The sequence below is a fragment of the Blautia hansenii genome (assembly GCF_013304445.1).
Lineage (GTDB): Bacteria > Bacillota > Clostridia > Lachnospirales > Lachnospiraceae > Blautia.
The window spans coordinates 67324-84154 of sequence record NZ_JAAITA010000011.1; the positions used below are offsets into that span (position 1 = coordinate 67324).

Sequence of the window (16831 nt, forward strand, 5' to 3'; positions counted from 1 at the left end):
TTACAGTGTATGAAAAAAACGGCAGGGTATGTGTATTTTTCATGGAAAAGGCCATACCTTTGTGTTAAGATTTCTTATATAGGGAAAACTTAGTGATAGCAGGAAATCCGTCATGGAAGGAGAGATTTTTTTGAAAAAGAAATGGATACTTCTGACAGCAGCTTTGCTGTTGGCGCTGGGAGGATGTCAGGGAAAGGATGAGACTGTGGTACAGAACGAGGAAGCATTTCGGGAATACGAAGTGAATTTGTCAGATAAACTTTCAGATTTTCAATTTGCCATGAACGAGGAAGTTTACACCCTTCCGGAAAGCATGGAAGTCTGGAAGGAGCGGGGATGGGAAATCCCCTCTGACAGGGGAAAAGAACATCTGGAAGCGGAATCTTTTATAGAAGGGGAAAGTCTGAAAAGAGGAGAAGACACTCTGACAGCAGCATTTGTCAATCAAGAGGGGGAAAGTCGGACTCTGGAAGACAGTATGATAGGCGGTGTGACTTTGGAATACCGGGAAGGGGGCACCGTGTACCAGCTTCCGGGGAAACTCTGTCTGGGAAGGGCAACTTTGAACCAGGTGACAGAGCAGTACGGTCCACCTACGGACGAGTATGAAGAAAAAGAGGATGTCTATGTTACCTATGAATTTGGTCTTTACAAGAAGGCAGAGTTTGTATTTCATATAGAGGATGAAACCCTTTATCGGGTTTCTCTGCAGAACTACCGCGCATCCCAGGGGGCAGATGAAGAGGTGAGTAAAGAGGAGCCTCAGGCCGTAAAGGAATATGAGAGACCGGAGCAATTTTCGGAAAATCCCAGAGATTATGTGGTTTCTTATGATAATCAACTGTACCGTATTCCCGCACCGGTGTCTGAGTTTGTAAAACATGGATGGAAAATACAGGAAGAGGGTTCGGATACCTATGTAAAACCCGGACGCCACGGATATGTAACGCTGGAAAAAGATGGCCATACGCTGTATGCAGTGGTGAGAAATTACGGAGAGCAGACCATTGCTGTGAAGTATGCATTCCTCACCAGTCTGTCGGGAGATTTTGATGTGACAAAAGTGCCGGTTGCTGTGGGGAACAACATTACACTGGGGATGTCAGAGGAAAATATGAAAATTCTTTTGGGAGGAAATGCCTTTGAAAGCCAAGAGGAGGAAAAGGGAACTTCTTATTATTTGTATTCAGATGAGACGAAGAAAAATTTTGTCCGGATTTTCATAGACAAAGACCTGGGTCTTGTACGGGAAATTCAGGTATCCAACAGCCCGGAAAGTCTTTCGGACGGGAAGGAAGAGGAAGTTTCCGGGGAAGAACCGAATTCGACAGTCCTTCCCGACGAAAATAAAGTGCCCGCAGAGGAATAAATCCAGTGGCGAAAAGCTGCCGGGTATGATATGCTCTTTATAGACAAAAAATTCTAAAAACTTACAGGAACAAGGAGGAGGAATTGACATGAAAAATTCCGCAGTTTTAAAGGAAGAATTACGTCAGGGGAAACACAGTGCATTATTTCAGGATATTTACCTGGATGAAAGTCTTCTGGAATATCAGAACAGAAGGTATGCAGAGGCAGTAGCAAAATTTGAAGAATTATTTGGGGAAAAGGAAGTGGAAATCTACAGCGCTCCGGGAAGAAGCGAGGTAGGCGGAAACCATACAGACCATCAGCTGGGCATGGTGCTTGCTACTTCTATTAACCTGGACGCTATCGCAGTTGTCAGCAGAACAGAAGGAAATCTTATTCGTGTGGTATCAGAAGGATACGACATGGTGGAAGTGGATATTGAAGATTTAGAAGAAAAGGCTTATGAAGAAGGAACCACGATTGCCTTAATCAGAGGTGTGGCGGCAAATCTGAAAGAAAGAGGATATAAGCTGGGTGGATTTGAAGCCTATATTACCAGTGATGTGCTTATTGGCGCAGGTCTGTCTTCCTCTGCAGCTTTTGAAGTCATTATCGGAACCATACTTTCCGGTCTGTTTAATGATATGAGTATCAGCCCGGTTTTGATTGCCCAGGCAGGACAGTTTGCAGAAAATGTTTATTTTGGAAAGCCAAGCGGTCTGATGGATCAGATGGCTTGTTCTGTAGGCGGCCTGATTCACATTGATTTCAAGAATCCGGAAGAACCGGTGGTAGAAAAAGTACCGTCTGATTTTGAGGCATATAAATACAGCCTGTGCATTGTAGATACAAAAGAATCCCATGATGATTTAACCGAAGATTATGCAGAAATTCCTGCAGAAATGAAAAAAGTGGCTGCATTCTTCAAGAAAAAAGTGCTTCGTGAAGTGGACGAGAAGGAATTTTTCCAGCAGATATCAGGACTGAGAAGTGTTCTGGGTGACCGTCCGGTACTGCGTGCGCTGCATTTCTTTGAAGAAGAGAAGCGTGTGGAAGCACAGGTACATGCTCTTAGAAACGGAGAATTTGAGGAATTCTTAAAATTGGTGAAAACATCCGGAGATTCCTCTTTTAAATATCTGCAGAATATTTATACCAACAGAAACGTACAGAAACAGGCCATGTCCATTGCTTTGGGCGTCAGCGAAAGCGTCCTTGGCAGCCACGGTGTCAGCCGTGTTCATGGAGGCGGCTTCGCAGGAACCATTCAGGTCTTTGTAGAGAACAGCTTTGTAGAAGAATACAGAAAAGCTATGGATAAGGTGTTTGGAAAAGGAGCCTGCCATGTGCTGAAGGTACGTCAGCATGGCGGAATCCATGTGCTGTAAAGAATGGCCATAGAGCAGAAAAAAATACAGGATTTTTTAGGAGACTGCCGTTTTCAGCAGTCTCCTTTTTACTTAAATCACATGGGTGCTTTCCAGTTTTTCCATGAAAGCATTGTTCAGTTGAATGACTGGTTTTCTCAGAAGCAGTCCCAGCAGCAGGGAGGGAATCAGGAAGAGAGCCAGCATACCCATTTCCTGCCAGTAGTTATTTCCATAAAATCCTGCTATACATTCCCGCATGGCGTTCATGCTGTGCGTAAACGGAAGCAGAGGATAAACCTTCTGGAAAAATTCCGGCGCCACCTGAATGGGGAAAGTACCGCCGCTTCCAGCCACCTGCATAACCATCAGAACCACGCAGATGGCTTTTCCGATATCCCCGAAGGAAACGGACAGGGCGTAGATGATGTTTACATATACCATGCTGGTAAACCAGCCTGCCAGCAGAAACAGGAGGGGGTGCTTGCACTGGATGCCCAGAAAGTACAAATCGCCCAGGCAGATAAGCCCGCTCTGAAAGAGCCCAAGCAAAAGAAACAGTACCATGCGTCCCAGATAAAGATGCCGTTGTTTTGGGTTTTTCAGCTTATCCATAGTGGTTTGGGAAACGGCTGTCTTCAGCATGGCTGCCATAATGACGCCGCCTACCCAGATGGCCAGTGTGGAGTAAAAGGGAGCCACTGCAGAGCCGTAGTTTTCGATTCCGTAAAGCTTGATTTCCTTCAGCTTTACAGGAGAAGCCAGAAAGGAACTGATGGTTTCCGGGCTTTCGGACAAAATGGTTTTTAAGGTCTGCTGTCCTTCGCTGTCCGGGGAAGCCAGGGCCGAAATCGCAGTATTTAGCTTATCTGAGGCTTCTTTTAAGAGCGCTGCGGAATTGTTCAGCGTCTCTTCTGCCTGGGTCAGGTCGGAGGAAGCCGTGTCTGTAATATCGGAAATATTTTTTACACTGTTGTCCAGCTCGCTCATAAGACCGGCCACAGAGTCATCTGCACGATTCAGGTTTTCTGTAAGGCTGTTCAGCTTGTCTTTTACGGAAGTTTCATATTCTTCTTTCACTGCAGTTACAGAATCTTTACTCTGGGAAATCAGGGTATCCATATCGCTTTTTAATGCGGCAGCATCCGATACCGCTCCTGTGACATCAGAGGCTGCGTTATCCAGTTTGTCTTTTACAGCAGTCTGTCGGTCAATCGCTTCCTGTATTAAGTTTACAGCCGGGCGAATAACAGGTTCCACCACAGGGTAAGCGTCTGAAACACTTGTCAGAGAGTCTCGCACGGTCGTGTATCCGTCAATGATTTTCTGTACCCGTTTACTGATTTCAGACAGGGAATCGGCAGCCGCAGCCGCATCATTGGAATAGGAGTTCAAAGCGTTGTCGATTTCATTCGATACAGCCTGATAGAAGGCTTCGTTTTGTGCCATGGCATCGCTGATGGTTTGTGTTGTGCCGGAAACGGCAGTATTCAGAGAATCTGCGCCGTCGGTGGATTCTTTCAGCCGGGAAAGGGTATCTTTGGCTCCGGTCCGGGAGTCTTCCAAAAGGGCAGATGTGGTTTTCAGCATTTCCGTTCCTGCACCGGCCATGTGAGAGAAAGCCTGCACTGTATCAGAGGCGGCAGACAAATCAGAAGAAATTTTCGTCAGGTTTGCCTGGAGATTGGAGGCAATGGAATCGTCGCCTGCCTCGGCCTTAGAGGTATTTACATAGTCCAGAGCCTCCAAAGCCACTTCGGATACAGTTTCTGTAAAGGTGCTGTTTATTTGCTGCTGAACCGTTGTGGCGCCTTTGGAGGTTACCTTGGGGGCAATGGCATTTTCTTTTTCATTGGTGTAGTAAATGATTTTCGGGTGCTTTACGTCAGAGGAAAAAATACTCATCATATCCTGGGTGAAATCCTCCGGCAGCACAATGGCGGCATAATATTTTCCGGATTTTACACCGTCAGCCGCTTTTTTGGCAGAGGTAAAAACCCAGTCCATCTGTTCGTTTTCATGGAGTGTGGAAAGTACCTCATCTCCCATGTTCAGATGGATGGAAAGCAGTTTTCCGGTGTATCCCTTATCCGAACTTGCTACGGCAATTTTAATGCCCTGCGTGTTGGAATAAGGGTCCCAGCTCGCCGCAATGTTAAACCATGCATACAGAGTGGGCATTACGAGAATTCCCATAATGACTACCATGGCAATGACATTGTTGTGTATTTTCTTTATGTCATTACGGAAAATAGAAAAAATATTTCTCATCAGTCGTTCTCCTTTCTGCGGAAGGTTTCCAGCATCTGTTCAAAGGACATGCCTGCCAACTGCTGCTGTTCGGCCAGTTTTGTGTGAATGTATTCTATAATAATCAGCCACAGGCAGATGGCGATAATGGAGACAATCCAGAGCACCAGGAAGACCAGCTTGGATTCCAGACTGAACATGAGTATCAGGAATATCAGCGGGATTATGAGAATCGCCAGAAAACCAAGGCGAACCATTTTCCTGTAGTTTTTCTCAAAAGCCTGTGCTTTTTGGGTGGTCTGCAGCTGCAGCTCCTCCTGTGACAGGGAAGCCTTTAAAAGGAGAGAAAGCTGTGCGCTTCGACCCGGCTCCCTGCCCGGTGTATCGGAAATCATAAACTCCGTTTCAGACAGCTTCAGGTCAAATAAGTGATTAAGCCCTGCCAGCATAGGGCGCAGCCCAAGTCCTATAAGAAGGAAAACCGGTATATAGCAGAGCAGAAGCAGCATATCTTTTGCGTAGACGTTTCCATACATGCCGGCAATACATTCCCGCATGGCGCCTACCCCGTAGGTAAAGGGCAGAAGCGGGTGCAGCTTCTGGAAAAAAGCAGGGGTCATTTCCACCGGGAACGTACCGGAGGAGCCCGGAATCTGCAGGATAACCAGAATGACGGCCAGAGCCTTTCCGATATGCTTAAAGGTCAGGGAAAGGACATAAATAATCGTTACATACACAAAAGAACAAAGCATGCCCGCAGCCAGCATGGCAGCAGGATGTTTGCACTGGATTTTCAGCAGCCAGATATCTCCGGCACATACAATCAACCCCTGGAATACGCCTATGAAGACAAAAAGCAGCCATCTGCCGAAAAATCCGGAGACAGGACGAAAAGAAGGAATCTTTTTGTCCCGGTCTACTTCCAGCTTCAAAATGGCAATGAGGACAATGCCGCCCACCCAGATAGCCAGGTTGGTGTAAAAAGGAGCCATGCCGGAGCCGTAGTTCTTCATAGAATAGAAGGTTTTCGTCTCAATTTCAGCCGGAGAGGCCATAAAAGAGGAAACGGTTTCTGCGTCAATGCCTTCCAGTGAAAGGAACTTCTGGAAAGAATCAGAGCTTACAATGGCATTTACATCGGTGCGTACAGTGTTCAAATCTTCCTGAATCTTAGCCAGGGCAGTCTGTGTGCTGTCCAGGGCAGTCCGGGCATCTTCCAGTCCGGTTCCAAGCTGGGTCAGTGCTCCTTTTATCTGGTCAGCGGAGGCAGGAACATTGTTTAAAATCCCGGAAAGCTCCCCGGAAAGCGCAGAAAAGGTATCCAGAGACTGACTGAGTGCAGGCAGGACGCTTTCGTTTAAAGAAGAACGCAGTGTGTGAAGCTGGTTCAGGTTCTCTTCAGTAAGGGAGGTCAGTTCTTCTCTGGTAGAGCCGGTGACGGAAATAGCATTTTTGATTCCGTCATTGCTGGCTGTAAGGCTGTCCACCAGTTCTTTATTGCTTTGGTTGTGTTCCTGCAGTTTCTCAATGGCTGTTCCGATTTCATCCGGTACAATAGGGAGGTACTGGGAAATAACATCATTAATTTCCTGCATTTTATTCAGAATCTGACCGTTTAAGTCTACTACGCTATTTACGTTATCCAGAGCATTTCCCACATGCCCGTTGATTTTATCTGCCTTGGATTCCAAATCCGTCAGCCCTGCAGAGGCGGAGCTGTTTGCCTGATTCAGAAGCAGTTCCCCATCAGAAAGGGACTTGGAGAGAACAGAAGAAAAGGAGCCTGCCGCTGTTCTGGTATCTTTAAGCAAAGAATCTGCGTCCTTTAAGGCAGAAGCAGAGGATTGGGCAGCTGTCTTCAGATTATCAGAAGTTCCCTGTGTGTCCGAAATCAGAGATTTACTGCTGTCTGCATGGGTACGGAAGGTATCCAGAAGAGTTTCATATTCAGCGATATTCTGCTGGGTTTTGTCCAGCATATCTGTAATCTCAGAATTTACGGAGGTTACAGTTCCGGAAATATCACGCACAGCAGTTTTCAATATTTTGGAAACCGATTCAGAGGCTACAGAAGAAAAGGTGCTGTTAATCTGTGTCTGAATGGTCGTAGCCCCGGCGTCTGTAATTTTAGGCGCTACGGCGTTGGGTTTTTCATTTATGTAGTATTTTAATTCCGGAATTTCGATTTTGCCGGATAAAACGCTGACAAGAGAACTACTGAAATCATCAGGAATGACAATGGCAGCATAGTATTTGCCGGATTTCACGCCCTTTATGGCCTTTTCTTCGGAAACAAATTCCCAGCCCAACTGGTCGTTTTTCTTCAAATTATCTATAATTTCCTTGCCGGCGTTGATGGAGAGGTCTTTTTTCACCGCTTCTTTGTCATTGTTTGCAACAGCGACCTTTACGCCGGAAGTATTTCCATAGGGGTCCATATTGGCGGCGATATTCACCCATGCGTATAAAGAGGGGAGAATCGTAATGCCGATAAGAACAATCAGAGCCACGGGATTCCCCGCCAGCCGCCGCAGGTCGCGGAAAAAAATCTGAAACGATTTTTTCAAAACATACACTTCCTTTCTATAATTATAACGGAAATATTATCGTACAAAAAAAGGAAAAATGCAACGGTAATATTTAAAAGAAGTTTTAACCGAAAATGGTTGGATTTTGGGTTACATAAGAATACCGAAATAACAGTCTTCCCGTCGAATGTAGAAAAGAGCGGAAACACTTCTGTTTTTATCAATTATTGTCAGAATATTCACGTTTGTAAAAAATATACAAAGAATGTCGAACTGTGGAAAGTTTCCCACATCTTATCCTCAAAGTTATACACATTAAAAATTTCTCAAGACAGGGGAAAAGTCCAGTTATACACCAAGTTATCCACATTGTCCACAAAAATGTGTGTGGATGAATGTGATTTACATAAAGAAATAAAGAACAAAGGTTTTGTGTACTTGTTATAAAAAGGGTTTTTTTGTGGAAAAAAGGAGAAAAAGAGTTGATTTTTCTATAGTCAAATTTTTAACAGGAAGAAATACAATTTGGTGAAATAACGAAAAAATTAAAATAATTGTCTGATAATATCAGTTTACCATAATTTATAAAAGGGTAGAAGATATTTAGGTGAGGAACGTTTGTGTATCTACTATATATTGTAAAAACAGGTGAAATGTAAAATGGGGGTCTGCTTTTGTAAAATTTGGATTTTACAAATATTTAACCTTTTTACGATTGGTGATTTTACAAAACTTTTTTATAGTTGATGTTGTCAACAGGAAAGCAAAACAAATTTAAAGGATAAATAAAAAACGAAATTTACAGTGAAAAGGAGATTCTGGTAATGAAGAAGAAAGTATTAACAGCAGTACTCACAGGTGTTATGGTATTTGGTATGGCAGCATGCGGAAGCAATGGAGAAAGCACTTCTGATGCGGGCAGCGACTCCGGTTCTGATAAGGAAGCAAGCGCAGAGGCGCCTACAGGAGAAATTTCGGTAATTTCCAGAGAAGATGGTTCCGGCACAAGAGGTGCATTTATTGAACTTTTCGGTATTGAAGAAAAAGATGATTCAGGAGAAAAAATTGACAATACAACGGAAGACGCGCAGGTTACCAACAATACTTCTGTTATGATGACCAGCGTGGCAGGAGACCCGCAGGCTATCGGCTATATCTCTTTAGGTTCCCTGGATAAGTCTGTAAAGGCATTGAAAGTAGATGGCGCAGAAGCAACAGCAGAGAATGTAAAGAACGATACTTATAAAATTTCCCGTCCTTTCAACATTGCTACTACAGATAAAGTAAGTGAAGCGGCACAGGATTTCATTGATTACATTTTAAGTGCAGAAGGACAGAAAATTGTAGAAGACAACGGTTACATTGCAGCAGCTGCAGACGCAGCCGCTTATGCGGGAAGCAAACCCTCCGGAAAAATTGTAGTGGCAGGTTCTTCTTCTGTAACGCCTGTTATGGAAAAATTAAAAGAGGGATATGAAGCTGTAAATCCGGATGCAGAAATCGAAATTCAGCAGAGCGATTCCACAACAGGTATGGAATCTGCTATCAGCGGTGTATGTGATATCGGAATGGCTTCCAGAGAGTTAAAAGATTCTGAAACAGAAGCTGGTTTGAAGGGACAGGAAATTGCCCTTGACGGTATTGCGGTGATTGTCAATAACGAAAACGCTATGACAGATATTACATCTGACCAGGTAAAAGAAATCTATACAGGTGAAGTAACCGACTGGGAAGATTTACAGTAATCACAGAGGAATAGGAGCAAAGTGCGATGAAAGACATCAAAGAAACAGTTATGAAATATGTGTTTCTCCTGTGTGCATGCGCTTCCATTCTGGCAGTTGTTTTGATTTGTCTGTTCCTGTTTGCCAATGGTGTTCCAGCCATTGGCAAAATAGGAATTTTTGACTTTCTGCTGGGAGAAAAATGGAAGCCGGGCAACGATATTTACGGGATTCTTCCGTTTATTCTGGGAAGTATTTATGTAACCGCTGGAGCCATTGTGATTGGTGTGCCGGTGGGAATCCTGACCGCTATCTTTATGGCAAGATTTTGTCCGCCAAAGCTGTATCGGTTTATGAAGCCAGCCGTAGACCTTTTGGCAGGAATTCCTTCTGTTGTATACGGCTTCTTTGGTTTGGTGGTTCTGGTTCCTTTTGTCCGTGATTTTTTCGGAAGGACACTGGGATTTGGCGGAAGCGGCGCCAGCATGTTTACGGCATCGGTCATGCTGGGGATTATGATTCTGCCGACCATTATCAGCGTAGGGGAGTCTTCCATCCGTGCTGTGCCCAACAGCTACTATGAAGGCGCTCTGGCTCTGGGCGCTACCCATGAAAGAAGTGTGTTCTTTACGGTAGTCCCGGCAGCCAAATCCGGTATTATGGCAGGCATTATCCTGGGCGTGGGAAGGGCCATTGGAGAAACCATGGCGGTGATTATGATTGCGGGAAATCAGCCCCGTATGCCAAAGGGACTCTTTAAAGGAGTCCGTACTCTGACTTCTAATATTGTTATTGAAATGGGATATGCGACAGACCTGCACAGAGATGCACTAATCGCAACAGCCGTAGTTCTGTTCGTGTTTATTCTGCTGATTAATCTGTTATTTTCATTGGTAAAGAGGAGAGGAACAAATGGATGAGGCAATTCAGCCAATTAATGTACAAAGCGCAAAACAGAAAATAAAATCATATTCCCACAATCCAGGTTCTCTGATTCTGGCAGGACTTGTGGGACTTGCCGCACTGCTTACTGTGCTTACTTTAGTGTTTATTGTGGGATATATTCTCATTAAGGGAATTCCCAATCTGACTCCGGAATTATTTCAGTTGGAATACAATTCTGAAAATGTTTCCATGTTTCCGGCCATTATCAATACCATTTGTATGACTGTGCTGTCTCTGCTGATTGCAGGGCCGTTGGGAATCCTGGCGGCTGTTTATCTGGTAGAGTACGCCAAAAAAGGCAATAAACTGGTTTCTCTGGTTCGTGTGACTGCAGAAACCCTGACCGGAATTCCTTCAATTGTATACGGACTTTTCGGTATGCTGTTTTTCGTAACGACCCTGCATTGGGGCTATTCTATGCTGGCAGGCGCTTTTACACTGGCTATTATGGTACTGCCGGTGATTATGAGAACCACGGAAGAAGCCCTTCTTTCCGTACCGGATACGTTTCGTGAGGCCAGCTTTGGTCTGGGAGCAGGACGCTTGAGAACCATTTTCGTTGTCATTCTTCCTTCTGCAGTTCCGGGTATCTTTTCCGGTGTGATTTTGTCTATCGGACGTATTGTGGGAGAGACGGCGGCTTTGATGTACACGGCGGGAACCGTGGCAGAACTTCCAAAGAGTGTGATGTCTTCTACAAGAACCCTGTCTGTGCATATGTATTCCCTGGCAAGTGAAGGTTTATATGTGGACCAGGCATACGCTACAGCCGTAGTGCTTCTGCTCATTGTATTGATTATTAACTGGATATCAGGAAGAATTGCGCGAAAGATTAAGAAAGGATAAACAGAAACTATGAGTAAGTTTTCGATTTCCAATTTGGATTTATATTATGATAACGGTGCGTTTCATGCGCTGAAAAACATTAATCTGGAACTGCAGGAGAAGGAAATTACCGCTTTTATCGGGCCTTCCGGTTGTGGAAAATCCACACTGCTGAAATCCTTAAACCGTATGAATGACCTGGTGGAGGGATGTAAAATTACAGGAAAAGTGCTGCTGGACGGGGAAGATATTTACGGAAACATGAATATCAATCTATTGAGAAAAAGAGTGGGTATGGTGTTTCAGAAACCAAATCCCTTTCCTATGAGCATTTACGATAACATTGCCTATGGTCCCAGAACTCACGGAATCCGTTCTAAGGTAAAGCTGGATGATATTGTAGAGCGTTCTCTTAGAAATGCGGCTATCTGGGATGAGGTCAAAGACCGTTTGAAATTAAGCGCCCTGGGAATGTCCGGCGGTCAGCAGCAGCGTCTCTGTATTGCCAGAGCTCTGGCTGTAGAACCGGAGGTGCTTCTCATGGACGAGCCAACTTCTGCCCTTGACCCTATTTCTACGTCTAAGATTGAAGAACTGGCTGTGGAATTGAAGAAAAATTACACCATTATTATGGTAACCCATAATATGCAGCAGGCAGCCCGTATTTCGGACAAGACGGCGTTTTTCCTTCTGGGTGAGGTTGTGGAATACGGAGAGACGGAGCAGATATTCTCCATGCCGAAGAATAAGAAAACGGAAGATTACATTACGGGGAGGTTTGGATAATGAGAAAGAGATTCGACCAGCAGCTTGAAGAATTGAATGTGGAATTGATTAAGATGGGGTCGCTGTGTGAAAGAGCCATCCGAAGAGCCGTAGAGCTGCTGCAAAATCCAGAGGACACCAGAGTCAGCGATGTAGACCGGATTGAAGAGGAAGTCAATCACAAGGAACGTGAGATAGAGACCCTTTGCATGAAGCTGCTTTTGCAGCAGCAGCCGGTGGCAAAGGATTTGCGTGAAATTTCTTCTGCGCTGAAAATGATTTCCGATATGGAAAGAATCGGAGACCAGGCGCAGGATATTGCGGATATGGCCAGATTTATGCAGGTAAAGGAAATTGCCCACAAAATCCATATCGGGGAAATGGCGGAAGCCACTATTAAAATGGTAACAGAAAGCATTAATTCCTTTGTAAAAAAGGATTTAAAAGCAGCCGCAGCTGTAGTAAAATATGATGATGTAGTAGATGATTTATTCTTAAAAATAAAAACAGAGCTGCCGGCCATGATGGAAAAGGATTCTAAAAATGCTGAGTATTATATTGACCTGATTATGATTGCCAAATATTTTGAGCGCATCGGAGACCATGCCGAGAATATTGCCCAGTGGGTGGAATATTCCATTACAGGCTCGCATCAAGAACTCAGACAGGAGTAGTGAGAATGGTTTATTTAGTTGAAGATGATGAAAGTATCCGGGAACTGGTAGTGTATACCCTGAACAGTCAGGGGATAGAAGCAGAAGGCTTTTCCATGCCTTCGGACTTCTGGGAAACCCTGGAGAAAAGGGTGCCGGATTTGATTCTTCTGGACATTATGCTGCCGGAAGAAGACGGACTGAGCATACTGCAAAAGCTGAGAAAGCGCAGCGATACAAAACAGGTTCCTATTGCCATGCTGACTGCAAAAGGCAGTGAATACGATACGGTCAAAGGACTGGACAGCGGCGCAGACGACTATATTCCAAAGCCTTTCCGCATGATGGAACTGGTATCCAGAGTGAAAGCCCTGCTTAGAAGGAGCGGAAAAAGTGAAGGTACGGATACGGAATACACCCTGGGAAATTTGTATGTTTCACAGAAAAAACATCAGGTGAAGGTAGATGGAGAGGAGATTACCCTGACGTTAAAGGAGTTTGAAATTCTTTTGCTTCTGCTCTCCAATCCGGGGATTGTATTTACCAGAGCACAGCTTCTGGATAAAATCTGGGGCTATCAGTTTGACGGTGAGAGCAGAACTGTGGACGTGCATATCCGGACGCTGCGTCAGAAACTGAAAGATGCCGGGCATTATATTGAGACTGTCCGTGGTATGGGATATAAAATAGGAGGGTCATCATGACAAAACGAATTTTTAAATCCATTTTTGCGGTTTCTCTCATTGTACTGGCAACATGTACGGGAGTGACGCTGGGGATTCTATACCATTATTTCGGGAATCAGCTGCAAAAGGAATTGAAAACAGAAGCAGCTTACCTTGCCATTGCTGTGGAGCGAGACGGGATTGATGCGTTGGAAGCCCTTCCGGCACAGGCGGAGCGTGTGACGTATATTGATGAAGACGGAACAGTGCTTTTTGACAATGTGGCAGACTCGGAATCCATGGAGAACCATGCCCAAAGAGAAGAAATCGAAGAAGCGCAGAAAACGGGCTCCGGCACGGCTGTGCGGAATTCGGATACACTTTCCAGGAAGACTCTGTACTATGCCATGAAACTAAAAGATGGAACCGTTCTCAGAGTTTCCAGTGTGCAGTACAATCTTCCGGCGCTTTTGCGGGGAATGATTCAGCCGCTGCTGATTATGCTGGTGGCTGTAACGGCTCTGGCTGCATGGATTGCTTCAAGGGTATCACGCCATATTGTGGATCCGGTGAACGCTCTGGATTTGGAACATCCGGAAGAAAATCAGATTTATGATGAGATTGCGCCGCTTCTGACAAAAATCAACCGTCAGCAGAAGTCCTTGAAGCATGAAATTGCAGAGGCCAAAAGGCAGCAGGAGGAATTTTCCATTATTACGGAAAATATGGAAGAAGGTTTTCTGGTCATCGATGCCCATACAGAGGTGCTTTCTTATAATTCCAGTGCTTTAAGACTGTTGGGCGCAGAAGCCCAGACCGGACGCAGAAGTGTGCTGACTCTGAATCGGAGCGAGGGCTTCCAGAATCTGATAGAGCGTGTGCTGGAAGGAAAACACATGGTTACGAATCTGGAATTTCAGGGAAGAAGCTGCCAGGTAGCAGCAAACCCGGTTTGGAAGGAAAAGAAAGTAACCGGTGCGGTGATTGTAATTCTGGACGTGACAGAGCGCATGAAGGGTGAACAAATGCGCCGGGAATTTACGGCAAATGTGTCTCATGAACTGAAAACACCCCTGACTTCCATTTCAGGATTTGCGGAAATCATCAATGACGGATTTGTGAAGCCGGAGGATACGAAGAAATTTGCAGGCAGAATTTTTAAAGAAGCGCAAAGACTGATTACGCTGGTAAATGATGTTATTAAGATTTCCCAACTGGACGAAGGCAAGTTTTTCTGTGAAAAAGAAGACGTGGATTTGTATGAAGCGGCAAGGGAAATTCTGAAACGGCTGGAAGAGCGTGCAGCAGAGAAAAATATTCATCTGTATCTCTATGGCCCTCATGTAAAGGTGAACACCGTGAAGGTAATTCTGGAAGAGGTGCTGTATAATCTCTGTGATAACGGTTTGAAATATAACAAGCAGAGCGGCAGTTTGACGGTGAACATTTCCGAGGTGGAAGGGAATGCGCAGATTGTGGTGGAGGATACAGGAATCGGTATATCAGAAGAAGATAAAATGCGCATCTTCGAAAGATTTTACCGTGTGGATAAGAGCCATTCCAAAGCCATCGGCGGAACCGGGCTGGGGCTTTCCATTGTGAAGCACGGAAGCATGTTTTTAGGTGCGGATGTGAAGGTGGAGAGCACACTGGGAGAAGGCAGCAGATTTATATTGACGATACCGGAGTGAAAATGAGAAAGACAAGGGGCTATCTATTTCCCGATAGCTCCTTGTCTTTCTCTTACTTGCTTTGCATTCTCTTAATCACCTTCAGCCTGGTGAATTCTTCCCTTTCTTTCTCTTCCAAAGCGTTTGAAATGCTCTTTGTCAATGCCTCAAACTTGGGAATGGTGATATTTTTCAGCGCATTGGCCCGCTTCTGGGTTTTCTTAATATTCACAGCCAGCCGATAAGCGGAATTTTCCACCATGGACAGGCGAATGGTCAGTTCTTTCACCTTTTCAAAAGCAGCCCTTGCCTCGTCCAGAGACGCCTTGGTGCCATAGTAAGCGTAGGTGGGAGCGTCTGAGGAAGGCTCGGAACGCACCAGAGGGATTTCCGTTCCCATGACACTGCGGGTCTTTATGGAAATGGAGTTTTCTACAGGCACAGTTCTGGAAATTTCCTGCACATTGCTGATGCCGATTTCCATATTCGCTTTCTGCAAAGCCGCATAGGCCGTGCGGAAAGTCACGTCAATCTGAGACTGAATATCCTTGGCCTGGTCGATTAAGTCCATCAGTTCCCGGATAAGGATATTTCGCTTTTTATCCATCAAGTCAAATCCCTGCCTGGAAAGTACCAGGGAATTTTTGGCCAGTATGAGATTTCCCTTGGTGGGAAAGGTATTCGGGTCCATGCAATCACCTCTCTTCTTCTATTGGGTGATAATATTTGTCCAAAATCTTGGTATCAATACGGTCCAGTTCCTCTCTCGGAATCATGCCCAGAAGTTCCCAGCCCTTATCCAGTGTTTCCTGAATGGTTCGGTTTTCGTCGGCCCGCTGTCCTACAAATTCCTCTTCAAAGGCCGTACCAAACTTCAGATATTTCTTATCCAGAGGAGAGAGCTCATCCTCACCGATAACGGAAGCCAGGGCTCTGGCATCTCCTACTTTGGCGTAGCAGGAGAAAAGCTGGTTGGCTACGTCCTGGTGGTCTTCCCTTGTAAATCCTTCACCAATGCCGTCCTTCATCAGACGGGACAGGGAAGGCAGTACGTTAATCGGCGGGTAAATGGACTGTCCGTGCAGCTGTCTGTCCAGAACAATCTGTCCCTCGGTAATATAGCCCGTCAGGTCGGGGATAGGGTGAGTAATGTCGTCGTTTGGCATGGTAAGAATGGGAATCTGTGTAACAGAACCCGTACCGCCCCGGACAATGCCCGCCCGTTCATAAAGCGTGGCCAGTTCACTGTAAAGATAGCCCGGATAACCCTTTCTGGAAGGAATTTCCCCCTTGGAGGAGGAAACTTCACGCATGGCCTCACAGAAGGAAGTAATATCTGTGAGGATAACCAGAATGTGCATGCCCTTTTCAAAGGCCAGATATTCTGCAGCCGTCAATGCCACCTTCGGAGTAATCAGACGTTCCACTACCGGGTCATTTGCCAGGTTCAGGTACATAACCACATGGTCGGATACGCCGCTTTCCTCAAAGGTACGGCGGAAAAATTCCGCTACATCGTATTTCACACCCATTGCGGCAAAGACAATGGCAAATTTCTCATCGCTGTTGCTTCCTAAAGATGCCTGCTGCACAATCTGTGCGGCAAGCTGGTCATGGGGAAGACCGTTTCCGGAGAAAATCGGCAGTTTCTGTCCCCGAATCAGGGTGGTCAGACCGTCAATCGCAGAGATACCTGTCTGAATAAAGTTTCGAGGATATTCCCGTGTGACCGGATTTAAGGGCAGACCGTTGATGTTCAGTTTCATTTCCGGAATCACAGGCCCTAAGCGGTCAATGGGCTTTCCGATACCGTTAAAGGTACGTCCCAGAATGTCCGGGGAAAGTTCGACTTCCATGGGATGCCCGCTGAGGCGTGTGTGTGTGTTCAAAAGGGACATATTTTCCGTTCCCTCAAATACCTGAATCACAGCCTTGTCTTCATAGATTTCCACAATACGCCCCAGCTTGCGGCTGCCGTCCTCAACGCGGAACTCCACGATTTCATCGAAAGCTGCGTCTTTGACACCCTCCAGAACCACCAGAGGGCCATTGATTTCACTTAAACCAAGATATTCTATTGCCATAAATC

13 protein-coding genes are annotated in these 16831 nt (G+C 45.4%); 9 read left to right on the forward strand and 4 right to left on the reverse strand.

Annotation, left to right across the window (positions count from 1 at the left end; all coding sequences use genetic code 11):
- The first annotated feature begins 130 nt into the window (after positions 1-130).
- A complete protein-coding gene (locus tag G5A70_RS09575; protein ID WP_173749424.1) occupies positions 131-1369 on the forward strand; it encodes a hypothetical protein in 1239 nt (412 codons plus the stop codon).
- 88 nt (positions 1370-1457) lie between these two features.
- On the forward strand, positions 1458-2738 hold the full coding sequence (locus G5A70_RS09580) for a galactokinase (protein WP_173749425.1): 1281 nt from the start codon (positions 1458-1460) through the stop codon (positions 2736-2738).
- A gap of 72 nt (positions 2739-2810) precedes the next feature.
- Here G5A70_RS09580 and G5A70_RS09585 read toward each other — a convergent pair whose 3' ends face one another.
- Both G5A70_RS09585 and G5A70_RS09590 read right to left on the reverse strand, forming a co-directional pair.
- Positions 2811-4988, reverse strand: a complete 2178-nt coding sequence (locus G5A70_RS09585; RefSeq protein WP_173749426.1) for a YhgE/Pip domain-containing protein — start codon at positions 4986-4988, stop codon at positions 2811-2813.
- Positions 4988-7534: a YhgE/Pip domain-containing protein gene (locus G5A70_RS09590; RefSeq protein ID WP_173749427.1), complete on the reverse strand. Its 2547-nt coding sequence runs from the start codon at positions 7532-7534 to the stop codon at positions 4988-4990. The genes G5A70_RS09585 and G5A70_RS09590 overlap by 1 nt, the downstream gene beginning before the upstream one ends.
- Positions 7535-8319: 785 nt before the next feature.
- On the opposite strand from G5A70_RS09590, the gene G5A70_RS09595 reads away from it, so the two are divergent.
- Genes G5A70_RS09595 through G5A70_RS09625 form a run of 7 tightly spaced genes read left to right on the forward strand, consistent with a single transcriptional unit; the run spans position 8320 to position 14763 of the window.
- A complete protein-coding gene (locus G5A70_RS09595) occupies positions 8320-9240 on the forward strand; it encodes a substrate-binding domain-containing protein (RefSeq protein WP_173749428.1) in 921 nt (306 codons plus the stop codon).
- 26 nt (positions 9241-9266) lie between these two features.
- Positions 9267-10139 carry a phosphate ABC transporter permease subunit PstC gene (pstC, locus tag G5A70_RS09600; RefSeq protein ID WP_173749429.1) on the forward strand — a complete coding sequence of 291 codons (873 nt, stop codon included), beginning with the start codon at positions 9267-9269 and terminating at the stop codon, positions 10137-10139.
- Positions 10132-11010, forward strand: a complete 879-nt coding sequence (pstA, locus tag G5A70_RS09605; RefSeq protein ID WP_173749430.1) for a phosphate ABC transporter permease PstA — start codon at positions 10132-10134, stop codon at positions 11008-11010. The genes pstC and pstA overlap by 8 nt, the downstream gene beginning before the upstream one ends.
- Positions 11011-11019: 9 nt before the next feature.
- Positions 11020-11775, forward strand: coding sequence for a phosphate ABC transporter ATP-binding protein PstB (gene pstB, locus G5A70_RS09610; RefSeq protein ID WP_111920569.1), 756 nt, complete (start codon positions 11020-11022; stop codon positions 11773-11775).
- The gene (gene phoU, locus G5A70_RS09615; protein ID WP_173749431.1) at positions 11775-12428 is read left to right on the forward strand and encodes a phosphate signaling complex protein PhoU; all 654 of its coding nucleotides are present in this window, start codon (positions 11775-11777) and stop codon (positions 12426-12428) included. The genes pstB and phoU overlap by 1 nt, the downstream gene beginning before the upstream one ends.
- Before the next feature lie 5 nt (positions 12429-12433).
- Positions 12434-13111 (forward strand): response regulator transcription factor, encoded by a 678-nt coding sequence (locus tag G5A70_RS09620; protein WP_173749432.1) that lies wholly within the window; start codon positions 12434-12436, stop codon positions 13109-13111.
- Positions 13108-14763, forward strand: a complete 1656-nt coding sequence (locus G5A70_RS09625) for a sensor histidine kinase (protein WP_173749433.1) — start codon at positions 13108-13110, stop codon at positions 14761-14763. The genes G5A70_RS09620 and G5A70_RS09625 overlap by 4 nt, the downstream gene beginning before the upstream one ends.
- A 52-nt stretch (positions 14764-14815) precedes the next feature.
- Here G5A70_RS09625 and G5A70_RS09630 read toward each other — a convergent pair whose 3' ends face one another.
- Both G5A70_RS09630 and G5A70_RS09635 read right to left on the reverse strand, forming a co-directional pair.
- Positions 14816-15433, reverse strand: coding sequence for a V-type ATP synthase subunit D (locus G5A70_RS09630; RefSeq protein WP_173749434.1), 618 nt, complete (start codon positions 15431-15433; stop codon positions 14816-14818).
- 4 nt (positions 15434-15437) lie between these two features.
- Complete coding sequence (locus tag G5A70_RS09635; protein WP_173749435.1) at positions 15438-16826, reverse strand: V-type ATP synthase subunit B; 1389 nt, start codon at positions 16824-16826, stop codon at positions 15438-15440.
- Positions 16827-16831: the final 5 nt, after the last annotated feature.